The sequence below is a fragment of the Chryseobacterium sp. L12 genome (assembly GCF_056133985.1).
The window spans coordinates 487779-510985 of the sequence record NZ_JBVYOF010000001.1 but is presented as its reverse complement, the minus strand read 5'-3'; the positions used below and the strand labels follow the sequence as shown (position 1 = coordinate 510985).

The following is a 23207-nucleotide window of genomic DNA, read 5'->3' as shown; positions in this document are numbered from 1 at the left end:
AAAAGAAAACGGGGTCTGCAGATCCCCGTTTTCTTTTTGTTCGAATTTATAATCTTATTCTTCTTCCTGCTCATCCATCCGTTTTATAAGCGCATCACGCAGGCTGTCAAGAAATTTGGTGCGGTTTATCTTTCGGGCTTTCAGTTCCATAAATGTATGGTAGAAGTCGCCTAAATCAATATTAAAGGTGGTTTCAAAGGTTTTGGCGATTATTTTAATATCGGCATTTCCGTTGTCAAATATCCCTTGTGCATACAGCGCATAAATGAGTTCGGTTAATGCTGTTTTGCTTCCCGTCCAGTTCAACGGCGATTTTTCAGAAGCCTTTTTCTTATTGCTGCAATTAAGCTGGTCTTCGAGATAGACCTGTATCAAATCATTGGCAATTATTTTAGCCACTTTATAATCGTGGGAAGTGGTAAAATTATGGTCTGTTTCAAAGTAGTAGGTATCTAAGCTCAATTTTATATCGTACTTGCCCCTGATAAAATATTTTTCATCAAGATAGGTATTGTTTGTTCTGTAATACTTGTAAAAGTCGAGGTTGTTATCAAAATACCTTTTCAGCTTTGCAAGTTCATTACCGATATATTTCTTTATGGCTTTGCCATTGCCATAAGGCTTTTTAGTTTCTATTTTATAGATGGCATTGTGATAAATGAGCTTGGAAAGAAAAACTGGTTTTATATGTTTGAAGAAATAGATCTCTTCGTCAACATTTTTAAAACCATTTTCCATTACATAAGATTTTAGTTCAGCCATACAACCTAATAGGAGTTCTATTAATTGATGAGCTAAGCCAATCGGGTTCTCCGCTTCGGCTGTCAATTCTTCAATCTTATGTTCTAAGTTTTGTACGTAATTTTCATATTGTTTATCCATAGCTTGCAGCTTAATGTTAAAATAATTACGAGTAAAACCCGTATTCCCGCAGGATCATTCTCCCGAAAAATTGGCATCCGAGCCAACGCTACTTTCGTTCAAGTAAGTAATTAGGGCTTGTACGGTAGTTACTTCTAAATCTATTCTGTTACTGCCGTATTTATCCGAAACACCTTGTTGGGTGATGTAGGCAACCTTATAGATGCTTTGCTTATTAAGATGTACGCCCTCGAATAAGATTTCTTCTATTCGGTAGCCACAGGGGTTTTCGATATGGAATTTAATTTGTAAGCCTATATGCCTTTTGCAATATCCGCCCATTTGCTGCATTGGATTAGTTGCAAATGTTCGTTCAAAGTTCTCTTCCAGCATATCAATTATTTCTTGCCCCGTCATATCTACGGTGGTAATTACAGGGTTCATCGGAACCATATTGTACAAATCCCACACGGTGATATCCCCCTTGTCAATAGGCGCACCATATCGCCAGCCGTTTGAGAATGCAATAGCTACACCTGCCGCTTTACGGACAGCTTCTAATAATAAATCATCCATTGACGATGAAAACGTAGAATATCGGTGCAGAATGTTGTCTGTCTTTGCGACTACCTGCTTTTGCAGGCTTCTGTATGAAACCATAATATCGTTTACCATCTGCTCCACAGATCTGTCGCTGGCAACTTGCTCATTGACTTCTATAAGCTCATATTCGTGGTGTGTGATTTTATTGTCTGAAACAGATAGCTTCAAATGTCCCACAAAAGAGCCGTGGCAACCGCATTGAATTACAATAGTATCATTCACTTTTACAGGTTCATACAGCCTGTTATGGGTATGCGCACTAAGGCAAATATCAATCCCAACGGTGTGTTTCAGCAACTCAATATCCTGCGGAAAGCCGTTGTGTGAAAGAAGTATAATAAGGTCAGCACCCTGATTTTTCACTTCGTCCACGTAGCCGTTTATTTCCTGCATTGCATCGGTTACATATATTCCTTTGCTGAATTTATCGGGCATTGTTTTATCTATAATGTTGGCGCAAATACCTATCACGGCTACTTTGATATTGCCAGTTTCGATAAATGAATAGGGCTTTAGGAATAGTGTGCCGTCCTCGTTAAAAACATTAATCGCCAGTACAGGGTAATTGAGCTGTTCTGCCAGCGAGAGCAGATGATCGGGTGTGTAAGCGAAATCCCAATGTCCAACCATCCCACTAAGACCGAGCTGGTTTAGAATAGGTACAATTGCTTCGCCTTTTGAAGATACTACTGGCAGGGTTCCGTGAAAGGTGTCGCCACCATCGAAAAATAAAGCGTGTTCATTTTCGCTTTTTATCTTCTCAAAAATGGTTGCAATCCTTGCATATCCGCCCGCTGTTTTTATATATTCTCCGTCTTTGTTGTAAAACAGTTCGGGATGTGGTTCGAGATAGCCGTGTACATCGTTTATAAATCCTATTGATAATTCCATAATATTGAATTTTGGGTTTGAAACATTTTTTGATTAAGGATGAACAATCGCCCAACCCTCATATTGCCTTAATATAATTTCTCCGTTACCGCTCGGAACATAATTCACGAAATCAAACAGTTCTTTTTTTTCAATTTTTCGTTCCTCCATCGTTTTTGAACATTGAGCGAATACTACGCCCTTGTCTTTTAGCGCAATCAATAATTCCTGATAGCTGTTCGCTTTTTTATACATTTCCACCCCGTCAGAAAATGCAATGACTTCTATGTGTAGCTTGCCTTTCAGTCGTGGGTCAGTCAATACATTATTTATATTGCGAAGTATGCCCCTTACTTTTTTATCTTCTGCTTCGTTCAAGATGTATAGAGCGTTGTAATGTTTTTTATATGCTTTTGCAGGCTCAAAAACTGCATCGGTTTTTTGCTGTGCAAAAATGCTGACAGATGTAAAACACAATACCACTATAAACAAGGCTTGTAATCTTTTCATTTTAAAAACTCCTTTTGTTTCGTTATTCATTTATTAACTCTTCTATCTGCTTTACGAACTTGTCTGAGGCGTAATTGGCAAATCCTGCGTGGTGCAATCTGACTTTTCCTTTTTTATCCAATACAACGGTAGTAGGCAATGAACCAGAGTAAATTTCTGCCGGAACATTACCATTGGATTGATACATCGGGACTGAAAATTTCTCTTTTTCCAAATACGCCTTTCCTGCTGCGGGGTCATTGTCTTCGTTGATGGTCAGAAAGACCATATCAGGGTTGTTTTTGAATTGGGTATAAAGTGTTTCGATTGAGGGAAATTCAGCCCTGCAAGGCGGACACCACGATGCCCAAAAATTGATAAACACAACTTTACCTCTTAATGATGCGGTATTTTGTACATTGCCTTTTTCATCCGTAAAGTCAAAATCCGTGTTCGCCTGGCTCGCCGTAGCCGCATCTTTTTTATCCATACTTGCATTAAAAAGCCCTGTTGCCATTAGCTGCCGCAGCACGAATGATTTTGCATCGGGGCTGACAAACATTATTCCTACAAAAATGACCATTACAATGGTAAAGGCATTTTTCTTGATGTACTGCCATTTACTGGCAGGCGGTTTTTTTTTGGAAACCTCTTTATTGTTCAGCATAATCCTATTTTTATCTGTTAGTTACTTTCTACCAATTCATTCAGGGCTTTGATAATTTCGGGGCTTGTATAATCCCTGCCGCCCTCCATACGGGCTATCATATCTCCGCTTTTATCGAGTATAACCGTAGTCGGGATAGCACTGCCTAAATAGTCTTGGGGTATATCTCCTGCCGGAACATAAACAGGCAAATCATATCCTTTATCTTTCATAAAGGCAGTGGACTTCTCTATCTTGTTATCCACGTCCACCATTAAAAACACGATGTCATCATTATCTTTAAAAGATTGTTTGAGTTTGTTTATAGAGGGCATTTCGTGGATGCAGGGCGGACACCACGTAGCCCAAAAGTTGATGAATACCACCTTGCCTTTTAAGGAACTTAACAATACCGTTTTACCGCTTTTGTCCTTAAAAGAAATATCCGAAGCTGCCGGAGCAGGGGCTTCCGTTGTTGCAACTTCTTCCGTCGGGGTATTTCCGCTTTCTACCTTGTTCTCTTTGTTCTTATCCGTATTTCCACAAGCTGCCAGCGAGATAGCTGTAATAATGAAAATCCCGGAACGAACTGCCAAATTTCTAAACTGCGTTTTCATATTCTGTGATTTTTTACTGTTTCTAATTCTATTTTTTATTCTTGTATCGGTCTATCGCAGATTGCAAAAAGCTGTAATAGCTTTTCGGGTCATAATCTGCTCCGATAGGGTTTACCAAAATTTCTTCGTTGGCGGGGTTTAAAAGCATATAAAAGGGTTGCGAATTGGCGTTGTATTTACTCGCCTGAAAATCGCTCCACTTGTTGCCTATGGTACGGATATTTTTACCACTGAACGATGATACAAATTGCTCTGCCTCCGGTAAGGCGGTCTTGTCATCCACATAAAGCTGTATGATAACCAACTCTTCGTTCAATAGCCGGAGTACATCTTTGTCTGACCATACCGATGCTTCCATCTTACGGCAGTTCACGCAGGCGTGTCCTGTAAAATCGAGCATCACGGGCTTGCCCGCTTTTTTAGCATATTCCATTCCCTCGTCGTAATCAAAAAATACGTTCAGGTTTAACGGAGCGTGGAATATATCGGAATATTTATGGGCTTTGCCATCCGTTGAATAGCTTGCTTGTGTTCTGCCTAATGACGAAGTATAAAGGTCAAAATCCTGTGTAGCCTGTGGGGGTAAAAATGCTGAAATGGATTTAAGGGGTGCGCCCCATAATCCCGGAACCATATACAGGGTAAATGCAAGCACCACCATTGACAGCACCATTCTTGGCAGGCTTATATCTACCGCAGGACTATCGCCGGGAAAGCGTAGCTTGCCCAATAAGTAAAAGCCCAAATACCCGAAAATAATAATCCACAGTGCTAAAAAGACCTCCCTGTCAAACCAATTCCAATGATAGGCAAGGTCAACGTTGCTTAAAAATTTCAGTGCAAGAGCCAGTTCCAAAAAGCCGAGCGTAATTTTAACGCTGTTCAGCCAGCCACCCGAAGACGGCAGGCTTTTTAAAAGGCTTGGGAACATTGCAAAAAGTGTAAACGGTATTGCCAATGCCAATGCAAAGCCGAGCATCCCGATGGCGGGACCTAAAAGTTCGCCCATTGTGGCAGCCTGTACCAGCAAGGTTCCGATAATCGGACCCGTACAGGAAAATGACACGACCGCTAATGTTGCCGCCATAAAGAAAAGCCCCAACAAACCGCCTCGGTCTGCTTTACGGTCTAATTTGTTCGCCAGCGAAGCGGGCAAAGAAAGTTCAAACGCACCGAAAAATGAAAAAGCGAAAACCACTAAAAGAACGAAGAAAGCGAAATTAAAAATCCCGTTTGTGGACAGGCTATTAAGTGCATCCGCCCCGAAAATAACCGTTATCAAAATGCCTAATAATACATAAATGAGTATGATGGATAAGCCATACATCATTGCTTGCATTACGGCTCTGCCTTTGGTATGCCCGCTTTTGGTAAAGAAACTCACGGTTAAGGGCAGCATCGGGAAAATGCAGGGCATTAAAAGTGCTGCAAAACCGCCAATGAAACCCGCAATAAAAATTGCCCATAAGGAACCTTTATCCGTTTTGGCTCCATTCTTTTGCAAGGTAGTCCCGTTTTCTTTTGTTAACGAAGTTTCCGGCTCTTTTGATGCTGCGATACTATCCTGCTGAACGGGCTGCTGCTCCGTTATTTCTGTAAACTCCACATCATCATACGATACAAGACTGTCCGTCTGCGCATTTGCAGTAACAGCCATCAAACCACTGATGAATAGTACCATTAATATTTTCGCTATTAATCTCATATTATATCCTTTATTTTACAGGAATGCTGAACGCTACTTCTTCAGGCGGTAAGCATTGCTTGTCGTTACAAACCATATAGGTAAGCGTACCTTTTACCGTAGGCGAATTTCCTGTTAGTTTTACCTTTTGCTGGAACACCACAGATTTTTTGTAGTAACCCACTTCCATATCAAAAGTCGGGTCGTGCTTTACAATAGGTTTAGCTGCCAATACCTTTCCGCTCAATTGGTAGGCTTTCGACGATTGGAACGAAAAACTTGTCGGCTGCGGACCGTTTTTAGGAACCGTCTGCGAATAGATATGCCAGCCGTCTTCTATGGTTGCCTTTAAAAGCAGTACAGCTTCTTTATCGTTGATACGTTTTGAAGCATAAGACCATTTTACAGGCTTTAGTATTTGTCCGAATGATGCGGCACTTATGAATAAGAATGCGACAAAAAATATTATCCTTTTCATTGTTTTTATCTTTTAATTGTTACTGAATATTTTTCTTATTTATTACCAACTATTTTTCGTTTAAAAGTTTCGTCATCAGGTCAATGACTTCTTTAGACGAATAGTCTGCGCCGCCCACCTGCCTGCCGATGATGTTGTTTTGCTTATCTACAATAATGGTGGTTGGGATAGAACCCGTAAATAGCTCACGGGGTATGTCGCCGTCGGGAACGTGTACAGGGAGGTCAAATTTTTTCTTTTTCATCCACTCTTTTGACTTTTCTATTTTCCCGTCCACATCGACCATCAGGAATACCAGATCCTTGTTATCCTTAAAGGTCTTCCGCAGTTCATTGATAGAGGGCATTTCGTGAATACACGGCGGACACCACGTTGCCCAAAGATTGATAAAGACAACCTTGCCCTTTAAGGAGTGTAACGAAATGGTTTTTCCGTTTTCGTCCTTGAACTTTAAATCAGGCGTTGGTTGCGCATTTGACACTAATGGCGAAAAGCCATTAGTGTTTTGATTTTTATTCATACTTCCATCAATACCATTGCTATTGATTGCTGCGTATGCCCATCCCGTAATCGCTATTAGCGGGAGCAGGGCTATTTTTTTTATGTTCAACTTCATAATCCCTATTTTTTAATTTTGCCCTCTTTGATTTCTTCCGAAGGCTTTACAATAATTTTATCCTGTTGCGAAAGATTACCGAACACTTCGGTCAGCGTATCCAAACGAACGCCCTCACTTACAGCTATACGTTTTACCTCATTGTCGTTTAAGGTCAGCACATACGTTCCCGACTGCGTGTTCAACACGCTTTTGCTCTGCACCCAATAAGTAGGATTTTTGCGCTGTAATTTTAGCTTTACCTGCGCATAGTCGCCGCCCTGCAATTCGCCGGAGGGGTTGCTTACATCAAACTCCAATGTAAGGGAGCGGTCTTGCTGATGGAGCAAGCCCGATGTACGGGAAAGTACGGCATCAAATGTTCTACCTGGTTGTGAACTGACGGTAAAGGTGGCAGGCATACCCTGTTTTACGGATGAAGCGTGTTTTTCAGGCAACGATAAGGTCAATCTTAGCTTATTGCTTTGAGCCATCATAAATAAGGGCGTATTGCTTCCAGTTCCTGCCAATGCACCTACCGAAACATTCCTGTCGGTAATTACGCCGTCAAACGGTGCTGTAATGCGGAGATACTGCTGCAATTGCGAAGAATGCGCCGTACCTGCTTTAGAAGCATCATAAGCTGATTTGGCACTTTGCATTGCGCTTTTTGCCCTGTCCAGCTCAATATCCGCAACCGCTCCTGTTGTTTTGGAAGCGGTTACCAATCTGTCATAAGCCTGTTTTGCGTACAGATAATCACTATATACTTTTTGCTCCGTGGACTTATCAGAAAGATATTGCTGGTTCATTTCAGGAGCTTCCAGCACCGCCAAAAGCTGACCTCTACGCACACGATCCCCTCTGTCTACGTACATTCGTTTTACAAAACCTGTAACCTTTGCATAAACGGCTACCTGCTCATACGGTTTCAATTCTGCGGGTACAGATATTTCGTATTCGGGATTGATGAACTGCACAGGTTTGGCAGGATAGTTAACAGCCTTTACTTCCTGCTTTTTTTGCCCCTGTCCTTTTTCTTCCGTTTTATTTGAACAGGAAGCGAAAACCATTGTCAGCACTGCCGCCATTGCCAGTCCTATACCTGATTTTTTATTTATTGAAATGCTTTGATACATTGTATTTAATATTTTAAGAGTTATGATATAGTTTGTTGTGCCGATGGCTCCTTGTAATATCTGCTTTCGCAATCATCAGGATCTAATGACGGGCTAATCACTTTTGTTCTCGACAGCAGGGAAGAGAAGAAATGCGGAACCAACAAAAGGATAGTTACCGTAGAAGCGATAAGCCCCCCGATAACGGCTCTGCCCAATGGTGCTACCTGCTCGGCTCCATCGCCTAAGCCCATTGCCATTGGCAACATACCCGCCAGCATAGCTGCGGCAGTCATTATTACAGGTCTTAACCTGGATGAAGCTGCGAGCCTTGCCGCATTCTTCGGTTTTAATCCTAATTTCTTGCGGTAGAACTCTGCCTGATTAACCAGTAATACCGCATTGGACACCGATACACCGAGCGACATAATGATACCCATATACGATTGCAGGTTAAGTGTACTTCCAGTAAGAAAAAGGATGATAAGGCTTCCCGCAATCACGGCTGGTAAAACAGAAAGTATAATCAACGGTACTTTGAACGATTGGTAATAAGCCGAAAGCATCAGGAATATGGCAATAATGGCTACGCCCAAACCAGCTAACAGGCTTCCTAATGTATCATCCAATAATTGTAATGTTCCCTCCGTCCAAACGTTTGTACCACGTGGCGGTTCTCCGGCATCTTTAATGGCTTGCTTAACCGCTTTGGAAGCTGTACCCAAATCTTTGCCATATACATTGGCAACCACGGTAACGTATCGATTAGGTCCCTTACGGTTTACCTGTGCAGGCGATGTAACTTTGCGTATGGTAGCCACATCTTCCAACACAGGGCGAAGACTTCCTTTTTTCAGCGGAAGCGACCGCAGCTTTTCTTCGGATTGCATAATTGCTTCAGGTATCTGCACTTGTGTTTGGAATACCAATCCCGATTTCGGGTCTATCCACAGGTTCTTATCGGTATATCGTGTAGAAGAAGTAGCGGCAACAAGGCTTCGGGTAACATCCTGCATCGTAAGCCCGAACTGTCCTGCAAGGTCACGGTTTACATCTATTTCCAATGTAGGATAAGCGATAGCTTCGGCAATGCGGACATCACGCAGGTAAGGCACTTTTTTAAGATTGGCTTCAATTTTTGATGCGTGTGCAAATGCTCCTTTTATCTGATTGGCTCCTACTTTTACTTCGATAGGTGTCATTGCACCCTGTCCCATAATCTTTTCGGTAAGTTCCATCGGCTCAAAATTGAAAGCGACACCCGGGTGCTTTTCGGCAATCTTTTTGCGTATGTTTTCTTTCAGTTCTTCCATAGAACCCTCATACACATCCTGATTGACCGATACCTGCAATACTGCTTCGTGTGAAGCACTTGTAAATAGGAATATCGGATTGATAGGCGTTCCTGCGGCGTGTGTTCCTACAAATGCGGAAGTCAGTTTGATACCGTTTTCAGGTATTATTTCACGAATATCATCAGTAACATCTCTTACAAGCTGCTCCGTTTTTTCGAGCCTGCTTCCCTGCGGGGCTTGCAGTCGTAGCTGAAAATCGCCGTTATTGGAAACAGGCATTACGTCTGTACCCACTACGTTGAGCAGTAAAGCGGTAACCAATCCTGCAACCAAAACATATGCTATAAAAAGCGGGGTTGCCTTTGTTGACCATTTACGCATCCGGTAGGAATAGTTGACACGGAACTTGTCAAAGAATGCCCGTTTTCTTGGTGTGCTGGCTTCATCATTATGCTTGTTCTTCATCATCCAGTTTGCCAAAATCGGCACAAAGGTTTGCGAAGCCAAAAAGGAAGCGACCATTGCAAATGCCACCGCCATAGACAAAGGCATAAACATATCTTTCGGAATACCTGTCATAATAAAGGCAGGTGTAAGTACCGCAAGGATACAGAGCAATATCAGTAATTTAGGAATAGAGATTTCGAGCAAGGCATCTACGATTGCCCGCTGTTTGGATTTGCCCATTTCCATATGCTGGTGTATGTTCTCTATCGTTACCGTGGCTTCGTCGACCAGGATACCGATGGAAAGGGCAAGCCCGCTCAATGTCATAATATTAATGGTTTGCCCGAAAAGATGCAGTGCTGTAACGGCTGATAGGATAGCAATCGGGATAGTCAGTACCACAATAATCGCTCCCCGAGTATCGCCTAAAAACAGCAATATCACTAAGCCTGTGAAAACTGCTCCCAATATGCCCTCGTGTATCAGGTTGGAAAGCGAACGTTCGATGTAGGTCGATTGGTCAAATTCGTAACGGACATCAACATCTTCAGGCAACTGGCTTTTGAGCATCGGTATAGAAGCCTTTAAGTTCTTTACGGCATCTAAAGTGGAGGCATCTGCTTTTTTGATGATAGGGAGGTAAACCGACCGTTTGCCATTAACCACCGCATAGCCCACGGTCTGATCTGCACCGTCCAACACGCTTGCCACATCACGCACATAAATAGTTCGGTTATCACTTGTTTTTACAGGCGTGTTCAAAAATTCTTCGGGATTTTTGGCAATGGAGTTAATCGGAGCCATCAGGTTTTCATCGCCTATGCGGATATTTCCGGCAGGCGAAGGCAGACTGTTTTTAGTAATGGCGGCTGTTATTTCTTCGGGGCTTAGCCCGCTCGCCTGCATTGCTTCGGGATTGATGTTTACGATAATCGAACGAATATTACCGCCAAACGGTGCTGGAGAAGTGATACCGGGAATTTCGGTAAACATCGGTCTGATTTTCGTAATGGCGAGTGTCTGCAATTCGTTTACCGAACGCTGTTCACTTTCAAATACCAATTGCCCGACAGGGAGTGAGCTACCGTCAAACCGTACTACCATTGGCGGTACGGCTCCGGGCGGCAGGAAGCCCATTGCCCGGTTGGTAAAGGTAGAAACCTCTCCGGCTGCCTGTGCCATATCCGTTCCGGGATAAAATGTTAGTTTCATCAGTGTTAATCCCTGTACGCTTTTGAAGTCGATGTTCTTTACACCGCTTACAAACAGGAGTACCTTTTGGAACTCATTTGCCATAAACCCGTCCATATAGGCTGGCGACAAACCACCATAAGGCATAGCAATATATATCGCAGGCAATTCCACTTCGGGGAATATATCTACGTTTATTTTTTTTACTGTGTTATAGGAAAAGAAAGCTATCGTAAGCACTGCTACCATAATAGCAATCGGTTTCCTTAACGCAAATCTTATCAGGTTCATACGCAATAATTAAAGATTGTTAAACAAGAAATCGAAGTTGGCGGTCAGTTCCGCCTCGTAAGCAAGGAGCATCCAATAATCACGGGAAGCCTCTATGTGGGCATTCTCTGCCTGTTCCAGCAAAATGCGTATCTGTAATAATTCGCTTAAAGTGATCAGACCGCTTTTGTACCTTGCCAGATACATATTGTAAGCGTCCTGCGATTGCTGTACAGCAAGTTTCGTTTTCCTGAGTTGCTCGTACTGCTGAATGATTTTTGCCTGCGAAGCAGATAGATCTGCCTGCATTGCCTGTTCGTATTGTGAATGCAGCAATTTGGTACTTTCCGCTTCTTTGAACAATTGTTCCCCTTTCATACGGTTGGTATGCAGGCTCGTCAAATTCCACGTAATACCAATGCCCGCCAAAAAGTTATTGGTCGTATTGCTGAACCCGTTTTTCCACGCTCCCGATACTGTTCCGTTAGGGTTGATACCTGTACCCCGATAAGCGTAACCGCCTAACAGGTTAATGGATGGCAAGGATGACCTTTTCTGTGCTTCGCCGCTTAACGTATAATAGGCTGATTGTTTATCCAAAGCATCTAAAATTGGATGCGATGGGCTTATACTATTTACTCTATTGAAATTATTTTCGGCGGGATTACCGAAGCGGTTGGCAGATGCAGTATAATTAACGCTGTCATTACCGTACAATTCCAGCAATTTGATAAGGGAAGCATTTTTAAATCCATTCCATTTATCATTTTCGCCCAATGCCTGTACATAGGATGAGGAAGCGAGCAGGCTGTCTGCTGCCGGTCTTAAACCCGAAGCGGATAAGCCCGAAGTTATTTTGCGAATATCATCCAAACGTCCTGCGTTATTCGCTGTCCAGTCCAGCTTGGCATTGTTGTACAAAAGTGTAATGTATCTTTCTGATAGTATCTTTTTAAGGTTGAGTATGTAAGCATCTTTATCACTTACCGATTTATCATATAAAGCACCCGCAGCCTCGTTCTGCTTGCGCAACTTTCCGAAAGAAAATACTTCCCATTGAACAATGGCGGAGCTAAAAGTATTGGCAGCCGTAGAACTACCGTCCAGTGGTACTGCCGAACCGCTAACATTGAAAAAGCCTGCCTGCGGAAAAAACGCTCCTGCGCTTCCCTCATACGTTCCGTAGGTATTCTGTGCCTGTGCGTTTACCTGTGGGAGCATATTGCCCTTAACCGCCCGTTGGTTGAACTTTGCGGCATCTATCGCCGATGTTTTTACCCCAACGCCGGGATAGGTTTCTTCGACTTTAGACCACAAGCTGCCTAAAGTATATTCCTGTTGTTGCTGTGCATATAGTGGAAGCGCAGCAACAATGGCTAACCATAATAATATGGTTGCCATAATATGTTTTATCATATTACGATACAATTTTGGAGAGGTCGCTTATACGACCTAAGATTATTTTAAAATGAAAACAATAGAAAGCCTATTGAAACTGCATCACAGTCAATAGGAAAAAAGAATTAGCGGGCAAAGTGGATGATGAGCTTCCGGTATTCCAAAAAGATAGGAATAGAACTACGGATTTTGTTGCTACCGCTATAAAGTGGATGCTTGTTTTCTTTATTTAACGGACGGAAGCCGATAAGGAAAAGAAGCGAAGCCGTAAAAAGAAGAACGGGTAATAAATCGTTCGCCTTAAAATTAAAGTTTTGGACAATCTGGTTGTCGGCAGTTTCAATCTTGCTACATTTTTCCAGCGAGCTTGCCGGAAAACTATGATTGGTCTTAGGAACGCCGCTTTCTGTTTGTGTGGGCAGACCTGCAAAAATTTTAATGCTGCTTTTGATTGGGCAGGATGTAAGCAATACCAACAAGAACGTGGCGAATACAAAGAAGTATCGCCTGTAAGTTGCTGAAATATGTGGTACAGTCCTGTTCATCAATTTACAAAAATACTTTTAATTCTTTAAGCATACAAGAAGAAATGGGTATTTTAGTGTTTTTTAACACGAAAAGATGTGAAGTCTGGTATGTTTTACCGATAGGGTCAAGCATTTCTATGAATTGTGCAATAAAGCGAAAAGAGATGCTGTAAACATCTCTTCTCAAGTTTTGTAATAATTAAGAAGTCTTTTATTTTACCAATTCATTCTTTTTTTCTTCCCATTCATTGATGCCGCCTGAATATGTTTTAAGGTTCTTTACGCCGTTTCTTTTGAGAATAGAATATGCCATTGCAGCACGTACACCGCTCTGACAATGGACAATAACAGGCTTGTTCTTACTGATTTTATCCAAGTTGTTTTCCAAAGAAGTCAAAACGATATTTTCCACGCCTTTGATGTGTCCATTGTTGTATTCGCTTTCTGTGCGGACATCTATAACCTGTACATCTTTTTTATCCAAATGTTTTTTCAGTTCTTCGATGCTAACAAGGTCTGATTTTTCCAGTACCATATTCATTTTATTCAAATCGGTTACAAACCCGTAAATATTATCCATTCCTATCCGCATCAGCTTACGGGTCAGATCTTCTGTATGCGCTTCATCAGTTATTAATATTAATTGCTGTTGGTAATCTACTAAAGAGCCTGCCCACGTAGAAAATGTTTTTCCGTTTTCGATATGCAGACTACCTGCAATATGCCCTTTGGCAACATCGCCTTTTTTTCGGGTATCAATAATCAGAAGATTGTTATCTATTGATTTTTGTAAATCCGCCTGTTTTAGTTTCGGATGAATGGGAACTTCTATTAAAAAAGGGCGGTCAATCTTATTCAGCCGCTTCATCACGGCAAAGTATTTAGGCGGGGTCGGTTGTCCGTCAAGAATAAACCTTATAAAGCCTTTTTCATCATTTGTAAATTGAAATGCTTCGCTGTTCTGCTTTTCTTCCTTTAATGTAGAATGCGGAATAGTGCTTAAACTTTTGCCACAAAACGAGCCTGCTCCGTGTCCTGCCCATATTTCCAAATCATCGGGCAATTTGGAGAATTTTTGAATAGAGGTATAAAGCTGTTTTGCTCCAATCTCCTGCGAACCGATTTGTCCTGCTGATTTTTCCAATAAATCAGGACGACCGACATCGCCCACGAAAATAAAATCTCCCGTAATAGCTCTTTGAGGTGTGGCAGGAACTTTCGTATCTCTTACCAAAAAGGTAACGCTTTCTGGCGTGTGACCAGGCGTGTGCATTACTTTCAGTTCTACCTGCCCAATTTGGATAATGTTCCCGTCTTTCAGTCCTGTATGCGGAAACTCGTACTGCCAATCCGTTCCGCCCTCATTGGACAGTAGCAACTCCGCATTGGTAACGGCTACCAATTCACGGGAACCGCTTAAAAAATCTGCGTGTATATGTGTTTCGGCTACTTTGGTTATTTTGATGTTGTTGGTTTTGGCTATTTCCAAATAAGTATCTATATCCCGTTTGGGGTCAATAACTATGGCTTCTTTGGTATGCAAATCGCCTATTACGAAACTTGCCTGTGAAAGTGTTTCATCATACACACGCTCGAAAAAATAGCTTTGAGCTTGTAGTTTATTTCCTTGTAATATTGACATAATTAATAAGAATATTATTGAAATTGTTAAGTTTGTTTTGGACAACATAATTAATCACTTTTTAAAAGTTCACAACCTGCAAATTTAAACTATTCGGTTTTTATGTACTGTTACTTTTGTTACATAACCCGATTAATTTGATGTTTTTCTTGCTGTAATTTTTGTTGAGTGATTAAATTCAGAAAAGTGCTGTTATCGGCAATCTTTTAAACCGATAGATAACCGTTTTTTAGTGTTGCAGCTTCTCTCTTAGCAAGCCGTAAACCCAAGTTCCTGCAACAGCACTCAATAATGTAACGGCAATAACGGTTGCACCCGTCCCAATCTGTGCAAACAAGGGACCGGGGCAGGCTCCTGTCATTGCCCATCCTAAACCGAAAATCAAACCGCCATAGATTTGACCTTTATGGAATGTTTTGGGAGCAATCTTAATAGGTTCGCCGTAAATGGTTTTGATGTTGAATTTCTTTATCAGGAAAATGGAAATCATACCTGTTACGACCGCACTCCCGATGATACCGTACATATGGAACGATTGCAGGCGAAACATTTCCTGTATGCGGAACCAGCTTATAACCTCCGATTTCACGAATACGATACCGAACATTATACCGATTATCAGGTATTTGATGTTATGATACCATTTGTGTTCTAAACGGCTTTCGTTGACACACATCGCATCCAGTTCACGAAGCTGTAAATCTTTTTCTGTATCTTTATTTTGTTGCATTTCTTGTCGAGGTTAAAGTGAAAGTATAATAGGTAAAATCAGGTTTGCCATAATGAAGCCGCCAATCATAAAGCAAATGGTGGCAATAAGTGAGGGCAACTGCAAATTGGATAAGCCCATAATGGCGTGTCCACTTGTACAGCCTCCCGCATAGCGTGTTCCGAAGCCTACCAGAAAGCCGCCGACAACCATCAATAAAAATCCTTTCAGCGTAAACAACGATTGCCAGTTGATAATATCTTCAGGGATTAGATTGTTGTAATTGGTAATACTGTACCCTGCCAATTCCTGCGCTAACTTTGGGTTGACTTCGATGGGCGCAGGATCTGACAGCAGATTAATAGAAATTAACCCACCTAAGAATATCCCGAACACAAAAAACAGGTTCCATACTTCTTTTTTCCAATCGTATTTAAAGAACGGGATACCCGCAGGCATACAGGATGCGCATATATGCCGTAGTGAGGAACTGATACCAAATGATTTGTTACCGACGATTAAAAGTAAGGGTACGGTCAGCCCCACTAATGGGCCTGCAACGTACCAAGCCCAGGGTTGTTTCAAAAATTCTAACATTTATCTTATCTGTTTTCGTAAATCAATCATATTAATACTTCAAATTTCTGTTACTTATTTGTTTCGTACAGCTACTTTAGTTACACAAGAGCTATTTATATTCGTAGGGTTTCTTTGATGATGATATAAATGCCCATTACCAAAACGAACCAACCGAAAGCTGGTTTTAATTTGGAAGCCTTTATTTTAGTAGAAAGATAACTACCTATCAGTATGCCGATAATGGCGATAGCGGCAATGGTTAGTAAAAAGCCCCATTGTATGGAGGTGTGGGATAAGGAAAACAGAAATCCCATTAAAGAATTGATGGAAATAATAACCAATGATGTGCCTACGGCTGTTTTCATTGGTAATTTCAATAGTTTTACCAAAACAGGAATTATAAGAAAGCCGCCACCTGCGCCAACCATTCCTGTAATAGCGCCTACGATAATTCCCTGAAAGAGAATTTCCCAATAATTGAATTGTCGATTTTGCAAGGCTTCATCATTAGTCTGTTTCTCTTCTTTTATCATACTATACGATGCTGCAACCATTAGTACGGCAAAGAGCAGCATCAGGAAAATATTTTTGGTTATCGTATAACTCCCAATTGTGAAAATCTCCTGCGGGATTGCGGGAAGCAGATACTCCCGTGTCAGAAAAATGGCGGCAATGGACGGAATACCGAAAACAATAGCTGTTTTGATATTGACCAATCCTTTTTTGAAATAGGAAAATGAACCGACAACGCTCGTTGCGCCAACGATAAAAAGAGAATAGGCGGTTGCCAATACTGCATCGAGGCTAAACAGGTAAACCAATACCGGGACGGTAAGGATACTGCCACCGCCACCGATTAAGCCTAATGCTATGCCTATAAAAATTGATGCTAAATAACCAGCTATGTCCATTGACTTCTGAAATTGATACTGCAAAATTGTATCAATTCCAAATCCTATACAGCTACTTTAGTCACATAAGGATGATTTTGTTCCTGCCCAACTTAACTGTTCCGTTTTCTTCCAACTGCTTTAAAAGGCGTGATACAACGGTACGGGCTGTTCCTAATTCGTTGGCTAATTGCTCGTGGGTAATATTTAAGGTATTATTGTCTGTTAAATTTCTTTTCTTTTGTAGCAAATCCAACAAACGTTCATCTACTTTTTTAAAGGCAATGGCATTTACTATTTCCAGCAATTCTTCAAAACGCTTGTGGTACAAACGAAAAATATAATCCAGCCATTGCGGGTATTCCTTGATAAACAAGGCTACTTTATCCATAGGCAGAAAAAGGATTTCTGCATCCTCTTCCACTTCGGCTTTAACCTTGCTGGTTTCATTGTGCATACCACCCAAAAAAGACATAATGCAGCTTTCTCCGGCTTTGATATAATACAGCAAAATTTCTCTGCCGTCTTCTTCTGTGCGGATAACTTTAAGGATACCTTTTGTAACAATAGGGATAGAGCGTATAGATGAATTCTCATTCAGTATAACGCTTCCTGCGGTGTATTCTTTCGTTATACTGTATTGATAAAGTTTCTCCACCAATTCGGGCGATGACTTAAATTCTGTAATTTGTCCGAGTTGTTCCATTCTAAAAAAACATTTATCAAAGTTAGGTAAAAGAAGTAGAAGCTACCTTATTTCTGAGGCAACTTATGTCATTTTGAAATTATTCATTTTGTACCAAATGCTGTAAGTTCGGATCATTCTTGATACGCTCCATTTCACTTACAACAATATCCAGGATGTCGGATTTTATCTGTTTGTAATTGCTTTCAATTTCCTGCTTCATTTTATCCTCGCCCTGCTCATTTATAAAAGATAAGATTTGAGGTATCTTTTGATAGGCTTTGGTTTCAGCCGCTACCTTTTCATTATTTACTACAATTTCGGCGTGGAAAATCTTTTGCTCGATACGTTCATCAAAGTTATCTGATACAGAACCGACAAACATACCCTGTGTAAGCGTTGAAATTTTGGAAGCAGGTATTAAGCTATCTAATTGCGTTGATATGGAAGTAGATTTATCGTTGCGGTTAATGGTCATACTCTGGCGTTTTTGCAATACTTTCCCGAAGCGTTCCGAAAGGCTCTTTGCGGTTTCGCCTACAACCTGACCACTGAAAATATTACCGACTGTATTCTGAATAACCTTAGCTTCCTTGTCGCCATAATCCCGTATTAATTGACTAAAATCCTGAAAGCCCAAACATACAGCCACCTTATTACTTCTCGCCGTTGCGATAAGGTTGTCCAGCCCCCTAAAATAAATCGTGGGCAATTCGTCTATGATAACGGAACTCTTTAATTGCCCTTTTTTATTAATGAGCTTTACAATCCGGGAGTTGTATAAACCCAAAGCTGCGGAATAAATATTTTGACGGTCGGGGTTGTTGCCTACACATAAAATTTTTGGTTCCTTCGGGTTATTGATGTCCAACGAAAAATCATCGCCTGTCATAACCCAATACAACTGCGGTGAAATCATACGGGATAGTGGAATTTTTGCCGATGCGATTTGTCCCTGTAATTGGTCTTGTGCGCCGCCTTGCCAAGCATCCATAAAGGGCGACAAATAATTTTCCAATTCGGGATATGAAGTAAGTATCGTAAACACGTCGGCGTACTTTTTATTCAGCAATTCAATAGCGTGTGGGAATGTACAATGCTTACCGTTATCATAAATTTTCAGAAACCAGATAATGGCAGCTAAAAGAATAATTGGGCTTTCCACGAAAAAATCGCCCTGTTTCTGGATCCAGCTTCTGTTGAGATTTAGCATTATGGTATATGCCGCTTCGTAGGCATCGGATATATCCGTCATAAAATCGGGATTGAGTGGATTGCAACGGTGGCTCTTGCGTGGGTCGTCAAAATTTATCACGTAAAATTTTGGCTGTACTTTGTACTTATCCCGGTGCTTCAGCAAATGGTTGTATGCTATGGTGGAAAGGTCGTCAAACTTAAAATCGTAGATGTACATTGAAAAACCTTTCTCTATCTGCTGCTTGATGTAGTTGTTTACGATTGCATAAGATTTTCCAGAACCTGGTGTACCCAACACGATGGATGCCCTGAATGGATTTACGATGTTGATCCAGCCGTTATTCCATTTCCCTTTGTAGTAAAATTTGGTAGGCAGATTGACGGAGTATTCATTTTCCATCAGTTTTGTTTCCTGTTGGAAACTCTCATTTTCGTTATTGAAAACATCGTCCATTAAATTGTTTTTCAGTAACCTGCTCATCCATACACCCGCCATCAGCAAAGCGATATAACCTAACGAGATAGTAAGCATATAAAGGAATGTGCCTGTTGCCGGAGGTAGTTTTAGAAACGGCGTGTTGAGGAAAAACAATACAAACCCAACGCCCAAAGCCACATAAATTTTAGACCAGGTTATCTTCTCGGTCTTTACGCCCTTTGTGCCTAAGCAGCTTAAAGCCAACAAAACCAAAGCAAATACTTTGGTATATAAGGTGTGCGAAAACAACCCTGCCGTTCGGTCGAAATTGCCTAATACCTTATTGATTACTTCCAACGTCCAGCCACGTTCTAAAAAGAAACCGTAGCAGAACCAATACAAGTGCATCAACACTATGATGATGCTCACTGCCCGCATAAAAGCCATTATTTTGGCTAAGCCTCTTAAATCGTCTTCTCCCTGCATTATTTTTCAGTTTTAATGTTCGGGCGTGAATTTAAAGGCTGTGTGGAGTGGCTGTAAGAATATGGCAGCCTGTGGCGTTCTGTGGCAGTGTTTGGCTGAATGCCAATCATTCTAAAATGAAAAGAGTGCTTCCAAAATGAAAGCACTCTTTAAAATTTTACAGATTGCTACAATAAAAGTGTTATTTTTTCTTAACTACTTTCCAAATATCCTGTGCGTTATCATATTTAAGCAGCCAGTTTTTCTTTGAAATGTTAGTGCCTTTAGTTGTCGTATATCCATCAATATAGACTACTACTTCTTCGGCATTCAATGGCTCAATCTCGGCATTTGTTACAGCTCCATCGCTAAACTCGGCTACGGCTAACATTATAGCACTTTGCAAGGAAATCCTGAAATTAAATATTGCCAGACATCCCGGATATATGTGCGTGTCCTGAAAGCTAATTTTATTCATCCTTTAAACTTTTTAGTTCGTTAACCTTTGGTATTTATATCAAATTTCTAACCACTTTAAATTACAAAACGTGTTTGAATGAACAGTCTATCTTTGTTTTTCTTTTCATCTTATTGGCAAAGTCCTGTTCTTCGTAATCTTCTCCCTGTGCTTCAGGAATTAAGCCGCCCAATGCTTCAATCAAACCGTCTTCGTGTTTCTCCGTAGTTAAGAAGTCGAACAAATGGTGTGGTTCTTCCGCAGGAAGATCTGCATCATTTGATATGAATAGTTAGGTTTTAAAATTACAATGGCAGTAAGCGGCGTTACGTGGCAGTGTTTGGCTGTAAGTGGCTCTAATCCTTTGCAGATAATCCAATCATTTTTTATAAATTTATAGTTGTGAAAATCATTTTGCTTTTCTTAGTTGGAACAAGCAAGATTTAAAGGAGAATGCTATGAGTTGGAATAATCCAGATGCGTATCCCGGAGAAACTGAACAGGAATATGAAATTCGGAAAAGCGGAGAAAGCCAAGCTGCCACCGGATTAATGTCGGGGATAATAAAGTTTCTTCTTTTCGTCCTAAAAATCGGGGCGATTTTCGGTGTGTTCTTTTATGCTGGATTTTTACTGTCGCAAAAGTTGTGGGGCAAAGGAACCGAAAACTTTAAGATTTGGGGCTTCTCCCTATTATTTGCCTACTTTATTTTCTGCATCGTTTACTTTTTGAAAGGAACCATTATCGGGTTGCGGAGAAAGAACCGCAAGCTATGGGTATTGCCCTGGGCAATCTGTGTACTATTATGCTGTATTGTTCCTGCATTTATTATTAAATCAATAGTAGCCGGAATGTTCAGTATTGCAGAACGGGAAAGTATTTGGTGTATCGGGCTTAGTTGGGGAGCGTTCGTACTTTTTGCATTATACATATACGGTATTAACCAATTCAAAACACCTACTGCACCTAAGATTTTACACTGGAGCTATGCGTTGGGGCTGAAAGTTTCTACATAACAGGCAAATAAAAACTTATTACTGACCTCGCTTGCGCTTGCGCTTCTTCTTCATCCGGTTGGCAAAATCCTGTTCCTCGTAATCCTCGCCCTGTGCTTCGGGAATAAGCAAACCGCCCAATGCTTCAACCAATCCGTCTTCATTTTTATCGGTATTAATAAAATCAAACAAATGGTGTGGTTTTTCCTGCGGAAGACTTGCATCATTTGTTCTTGCTGTTTTTGGTTTTAACTCATCAGGCTCTTTAATGTCGGGCTTTATGTTGTTGTTCCAATAATCATTAAATACGTTGGCAGAAAGTTCTTTTGCCAGGCGTGAGCCGTTCCATACCGTTTTAGAATTGTGGTCGATGAATGTCATTCCGTAAATCCGTCCTGCATCGTTCCGGCGTACCACTACATTAATGCCCTGTTCCCCTAACTGCTTTTTAAAAGCCTGTTCATCGTTCGTAGATTGCAGGGCAATGGTAACGGCAGATTGTAAGGTCTGTTTGGTCGGGGTATCTTTAAGGCTTGTTTTGCATTTCGCAAAATGCACTTCCAGAGCCGGAAGCCCTGCGCTCTTTCCGAACAGCGAAGCCTTGAACGGATGTCCGGCTCTTTCTCCTTTTTCATTTAAGGGAATATACAATAAGCCCTGCTGTGCCTTACCGTGTAACTCGCCCTCCACTTTTTCAATAGTAATATTAAACAGGGAAAGCAAAGCATTGTATTCGCCCAACGTTTGATATCGGTAATAGTTCGGCAGGTGGCGAACGACCGAAGCAATCTGACTTTTTACATCGCCTGCCCGATAATCTACCGGACGGAAAACCTTATCCGTTTGGTTGCGCTCTTTGTCCGTTGCGGGTATCAATCCGTGTTTTCTTTCCAGTTCACGACATACATTCATAGACCGCATTTTCTCGAATTTGTCCGAAATCTTTTTGCCCTGCTCATCCACGCAAACCGAAACGATATGAATGTGTGAACGGTCAATATCCGTGTGTTTGAAGACTACAAAAGGCTGTTCGCCGTAGCCCATCTCCCGCATATACTGCTCTGCCATTTCCCGATATTTGTCATCGTTTACAGTATCATTCGGGTCGGGATTGAGCGAAATATGCAACGTATGTTTTTCCGTATTGCGGTTTGCCAACAGATAAGGTGCAAAAGATTGGGCTAATTGTGCTACGGTATATTGTCCGTTTGCGGTTTCAATCATCTTATTAGCGAACAAAATTTGTCCGTTTTCCTTTTCGATTTTCAGGTTATTATACGCCAGCGCACCGTATAAATTTTCACTTCTTCCGATTTTAGCTATCATTTCTACGGCTATTTTTGAGATGTTTGGCTTCAAATTCTTCGGTTATCTGAATGATTTTTTGACACAACATTGCCATTTCTGCCGTCTGTTTTTCCAGTTTGTAAAGAAATGCTGCGGCTTTTTTCTCCGAAAAATGGCGGTACAACAGCTTCACAATCTGGTTATAGTTTACACCTATTGCCCGGAACTGAGTGTGAAACGAAGTCAATCGCATATAAAAATCAACCGTTCCCTTATCAATTTTAACCGACTTCATTTCCTTTCCGAACAACTGTGAAATGATAAACTTGGCTTTATTGGACATTCCCGATGCTTCAAAAAGCGATAAAAGTTTGGCATTTTCCTTATCTGTCAATCGGAATACGTGGCGGTGCGTGCTGGGATCAAGCTTCGGCTTACGCCCGCCTTTGTTCTGTTTACTGTTATTGTTCTCGTTCATCACTAATCCATTTATAATCTACACGAAAAGCCGACTTCGGAGGCTTTTTCTGCCCCCTGCAAAGGGCAAGTTGTTTTGAGGCACTAAACTCGGTTTAGAGTGCCTCAAAACACAACTTGCCGTGTTCTGTCGAACACAAAAATCCGCCCTGCGGGACGGATTAAATGTAACAGGGAAAAACGGCTCGATGCCGTTCCCGTTGCCCTCCGATTTGTCAAAAGAATTTTGCATAAATCCATTAATAAAAATCATTGTACAAAGTAAAGCCCTGTTTACGAAAGCATTGTACTGTATAGCAGTGCCAAACACTGCCTTT

22 protein-coding genes and 1 pseudogene are annotated in these 23207 nt (G+C 41.3%); 1 reads left to right on the top strand and 22 read right to left on the bottom strand.

What is annotated here, in order from left to right:
* Nucleotides 1–54: 54 nt before the first annotated feature.
* From AC0NBN_RS02535 to AC0NBN_RS02440, 20 genes and pseudogenes are all read right to left on the bottom strand, one after another.
* Entirely contained in the window at nt 55–882 is an 828-nt protein-coding gene (locus tag AC0NBN_RS02535) for an RteC domain-containing protein (RefSeq protein WP_160811713.1), read from the bottom strand.
* Between the two features lie 54 nt (nt 883–936).
* Complete coding sequence (locus AC0NBN_RS02530) at nt 937–2355, bottom strand: bifunctional metallophosphatase/5'-nucleotidase (RefSeq protein WP_160811714.1); 1419 nt, start codon at nt 2353–2355, stop codon at nt 937–939.
* A gap of 33 nt (nt 2356–2388) precedes the next feature.
* Nucleotides 2389–2874 (bottom strand): DsrE family protein, encoded by a 486-nt coding sequence (locus AC0NBN_RS02525; RefSeq protein WP_235904542.1) that lies wholly within the window; start codon nt 2872–2874, stop codon nt 2389–2391.
* Nucleotides 2867–3490 carry a TlpA family protein disulfide reductase gene (locus AC0NBN_RS02520; RefSeq protein ID WP_141814661.1) on the bottom strand — a complete coding sequence of 208 codons (624 nt, stop codon included), beginning with the start codon at nt 3488–3490 and terminating at the stop codon, nt 2867–2869. Before AC0NBN_RS02520 ends, AC0NBN_RS02525 begins: the two co-directional genes overlap by 8 nt.
* A 17-nt stretch (nt 3491–3507) precedes the next feature.
* Nucleotides 3508–4086 carry a TlpA disulfide reductase family protein gene (locus AC0NBN_RS02515; protein ID WP_160811715.1) on the bottom strand — a complete coding sequence of 193 codons (579 nt, stop codon included), beginning with the start codon at nt 4084–4086 and terminating at the stop codon, nt 3508–3510.
* A gap of 28 nt (nt 4087–4114) precedes the next feature.
* Nucleotides 4115–5791, bottom strand: coding sequence for a cytochrome c biogenesis protein CcdA (locus AC0NBN_RS02510; RefSeq protein ID WP_160811716.1), 1677 nt, complete (start codon nt 5789–5791; stop codon nt 4115–4117).
* 10 nt (nt 5792–5801) lie between these two features.
* The gene (locus AC0NBN_RS02505) at nt 5802–6248 is read right to left on the bottom strand and encodes a protein-disulfide reductase DsbD N-terminal domain-containing protein (RefSeq protein ID WP_160811717.1); all 447 of its coding nucleotides are present in this window, start codon (nt 6246–6248) and stop codon (nt 5802–5804) included.
* Between the two features lie 49 nt (nt 6249–6297).
* Complete coding sequence (locus AC0NBN_RS02500) at nt 6298–6864, bottom strand: TlpA family protein disulfide reductase (protein WP_160811718.1); 567 nt, start codon at nt 6862–6864, stop codon at nt 6298–6300.
* Between the two features lie 5 nt (nt 6865–6869).
* On the bottom strand, nt 6870–7982 hold the full coding sequence (locus tag AC0NBN_RS02495; RefSeq protein ID WP_160811719.1) for an efflux RND transporter periplasmic adaptor subunit: 1113 nt from the start codon (nt 7980–7982) through the stop codon (nt 6870–6872).
* A gap of 20 nt (nt 7983–8002) precedes the next feature.
* Nucleotides 8003–11185, bottom strand: a complete 3183-nt coding sequence (locus tag AC0NBN_RS02490; RefSeq protein WP_160811720.1) for an efflux RND transporter permease subunit — start codon at nt 11183–11185, stop codon at nt 8003–8005.
* A 9-nt stretch (nt 11186–11194) separates the two neighbouring features.
* Nucleotides 11195–12580 (bottom strand): TolC family protein, encoded by a 1386-nt coding sequence (locus AC0NBN_RS02485; RefSeq protein WP_160811721.1) that lies wholly within the window; start codon nt 12578–12580, stop codon nt 11195–11197.
* Nucleotides 12581–12687: 107 nt separating this feature from the next.
* The gene (locus AC0NBN_RS02480; RefSeq protein ID WP_474466889.1) at nt 12688–13032 is read right to left on the bottom strand and encodes a hypothetical protein; all 345 of its coding nucleotides are present in this window, start codon (nt 13030–13032) and stop codon (nt 12688–12690) included.
* A gap of 268 nt (nt 13033–13300) precedes the next feature.
* Nucleotides 13301–14731: an MBL fold metallo-hydrolase gene (locus AC0NBN_RS02475; RefSeq protein WP_160811722.1), complete on the bottom strand. Its 1431-nt coding sequence runs from the start codon at nt 14729–14731 to the stop codon at nt 13301–13303.
* A gap of 229 nt (nt 14732–14960) precedes the next feature.
* Nucleotides 14961–15461, bottom strand: a complete 501-nt coding sequence (locus AC0NBN_RS02470) for a DUF6691 family protein (RefSeq protein WP_160811723.1) — start codon at nt 15459–15461, stop codon at nt 14961–14963.
* Between the two features lie 12 nt (nt 15462–15473).
* Nucleotides 15474–16037, bottom strand: coding sequence for a YeeE/YedE thiosulfate transporter family protein (locus AC0NBN_RS02465; RefSeq protein WP_160811724.1), 564 nt, complete (start codon nt 16035–16037; stop codon nt 15474–15476).
* 95 nt (nt 16038–16132) lie between these two features.
* The gene (locus AC0NBN_RS02460) at nt 16133–16930 is read right to left on the bottom strand and encodes a sulfite exporter TauE/SafE family protein (RefSeq protein WP_160811725.1); all 798 of its coding nucleotides are present in this window, start codon (nt 16928–16930) and stop codon (nt 16133–16135) included.
* A gap of 61 nt (nt 16931–16991) precedes the next feature.
* Complete coding sequence (locus AC0NBN_RS02455) at nt 16992–17615, bottom strand: Crp/Fnr family transcriptional regulator (protein WP_160811726.1); 624 nt, start codon at nt 17613–17615, stop codon at nt 16992–16994.
* 79 nt (nt 17616–17694) lie between these two features.
* Complete coding sequence (gene mobC, locus AC0NBN_RS02450) at nt 17695–19695, bottom strand: conjugal transfer protein MobC (RefSeq protein WP_160811727.1); 2001 nt, start codon at nt 19693–19695, stop codon at nt 17695–17697.
* 181 nt (nt 19696–19876) lie between these two features.
* Nucleotides 19877–20152: a hypothetical protein gene (locus AC0NBN_RS02445; RefSeq protein WP_160811728.1), complete on the bottom strand. Its 276-nt coding sequence runs from the start codon at nt 20150–20152 to the stop codon at nt 19877–19879.
* Nucleotides 20153–20213: 61 nt separating this feature from the next.
* Nucleotides 20214–20414 (bottom strand): annotated as a pseudogene (locus tag AC0NBN_RS02440) (hypothetical protein); the annotation flags it as partial.
* A 175-nt stretch (nt 20415–20589) separates the two neighbouring features.
* Between AC0NBN_RS02440 and AC0NBN_RS02435 the strand changes: the two are divergent.
* Complete coding sequence (locus AC0NBN_RS02435) at nt 20590–21147, top strand: hypothetical protein (protein ID WP_160811729.1); 558 nt, start codon at nt 20590–20592, stop codon at nt 21145–21147.
* An 18-nt stretch (nt 21148–21165) separates the two neighbouring features.
* On the opposite strand, the gene mobB is transcribed toward AC0NBN_RS02435, so the two are convergent.
* Nucleotides 21166–22452, bottom strand: a complete 1287-nt coding sequence (gene mobB, locus AC0NBN_RS02430) for a conjugal transfer protein MobB (protein ID WP_160811730.1) — start codon at nt 22450–22452, stop codon at nt 21166–21168.
* On the bottom strand, nt 22442–22891 hold the full coding sequence (gene mobA / locus AC0NBN_RS02425) for a conjugal transfer protein MobA (RefSeq protein WP_160811731.1): 450 nt from the start codon (nt 22889–22891) through the stop codon (nt 22442–22444). Before mobA ends, mobB begins: the two co-directional genes overlap by 11 nt.
* Nucleotides 22892–23207: the final 316 nt, after the last annotated feature.

Coding starts and splice junctions, on each gene's coding strand:
- AC0NBN_RS02520 (WP_141814661.1), bottom strand. CDS start 3,490: ATGCTGAACAATAAAGAGGTTTCCAAAAAAAAACCGCCTGCCAGTAAA.
- AC0NBN_RS02490 (WP_160811720.1), bottom strand. CDS start 11,185: ATGAACCTGATAAGATTTGCGTTAAGGAAACCGATTGCTATTATGGTA.
- mobA (WP_160811731.1), bottom strand. CDS start 22,891: ATGAACGAGAACAATAACAGTAAACAGAACAAAGGCGGGCGTAAGCCG.
- mobB (WP_160811730.1), bottom strand. CDS start 22,452: ATGATAGCTAAAATCGGAAGAAGTGAAAATTTATACGGTGCGCTGGCG.
- AC0NBN_RS02475 (WP_160811722.1), bottom strand. CDS start 14,731: ATGTCAATATTACAAGGAAATAAACTACAAGCTCAAAGCTATTTTTTC.
- AC0NBN_RS02535 (WP_160811713.1), bottom strand. CDS start 882: ATGGATAAACAATATGAAAATTACGTACAAAACTTAGAACATAAGATT.
- AC0NBN_RS02485 (WP_160811721.1), bottom strand. CDS start 12,580: ATGATAAAACATATTATGGCAACCATATTATTATGGTTAGCCATTGTT.
- mobC (WP_160811727.1), bottom strand. CDS start 19,695: ATGCAGGGAGAAGACGATTTAAGAGGCTTAGCCAAAATAATGGCTTTT.
- AC0NBN_RS02470 (WP_160811723.1), bottom strand. CDS start 15,461: ATGCAACAAAATAAAGATACAGAAAAAGATTTACAGCTTCGTGAACTG.
- AC0NBN_RS02465 (WP_160811724.1), bottom strand. CDS start 16,037: ATGTTAGAATTTTTGAAACAACCCTGGGCTTGGTACGTTGCAGGCCCA.
- AC0NBN_RS02500 (WP_160811718.1), bottom strand. CDS start 6,864: ATGAAGTTGAACATAAAAAAAATAGCCCTGCTCCCGCTAATAGCGATT.
- AC0NBN_RS02525 (WP_235904542.1), bottom strand. CDS start 2,874: ATGAATAACGAAACAAAAGGAGTTTTTAAAATGAAAAGATTACAAGCC.
- AC0NBN_RS02460 (WP_160811725.1), bottom strand. CDS start 16,930: ATGGACATAGCTGGTTATTTAGCATCAATTTTTATAGGCATAGCATTA.
- AC0NBN_RS02435 (WP_160811729.1), top strand. CDS start 20,590: ATGAGTTGGAATAATCCAGATGCGTATCCCGGAGAAACTGAACAGGAA.
- AC0NBN_RS02455 (WP_160811726.1), bottom strand. CDS start 17,615: ATGGAACAACTCGGACAAATTACAGAATTTAAGTCATCGCCCGAATTG.
- AC0NBN_RS02530 (WP_160811714.1), bottom strand. CDS start 2,355: ATGGAATTATCAATAGGATTTATAAACGATGTACACGGCTATCTCGAA.
- AC0NBN_RS02510 (WP_160811716.1), bottom strand. CDS start 5,791: ATGAGATTAATAGCGAAAATATTAATGGTACTATTCATCAGTGGTTTG.
- AC0NBN_RS02495 (WP_160811719.1), bottom strand. CDS start 7,982: ATGTATCAAAGCATTTCAATAAATAAAAAATCAGGTATAGGACTGGCA.
- AC0NBN_RS02505 (WP_160811717.1), bottom strand. CDS start 6,248: ATGAAAAGGATAATATTTTTTGTCGCATTCTTATTCATAAGTGCCGCA.
- AC0NBN_RS02445 (WP_160811728.1), bottom strand. CDS start 20,152: ATGAATAAAATTAGCTTTCAGGACACGCACATATATCCGGGATGTCTG.
- AC0NBN_RS02515 (WP_160811715.1), bottom strand. CDS start 4,086: ATGAAAACGCAGTTTAGAAATTTGGCAGTTCGTTCCGGGATTTTCATT.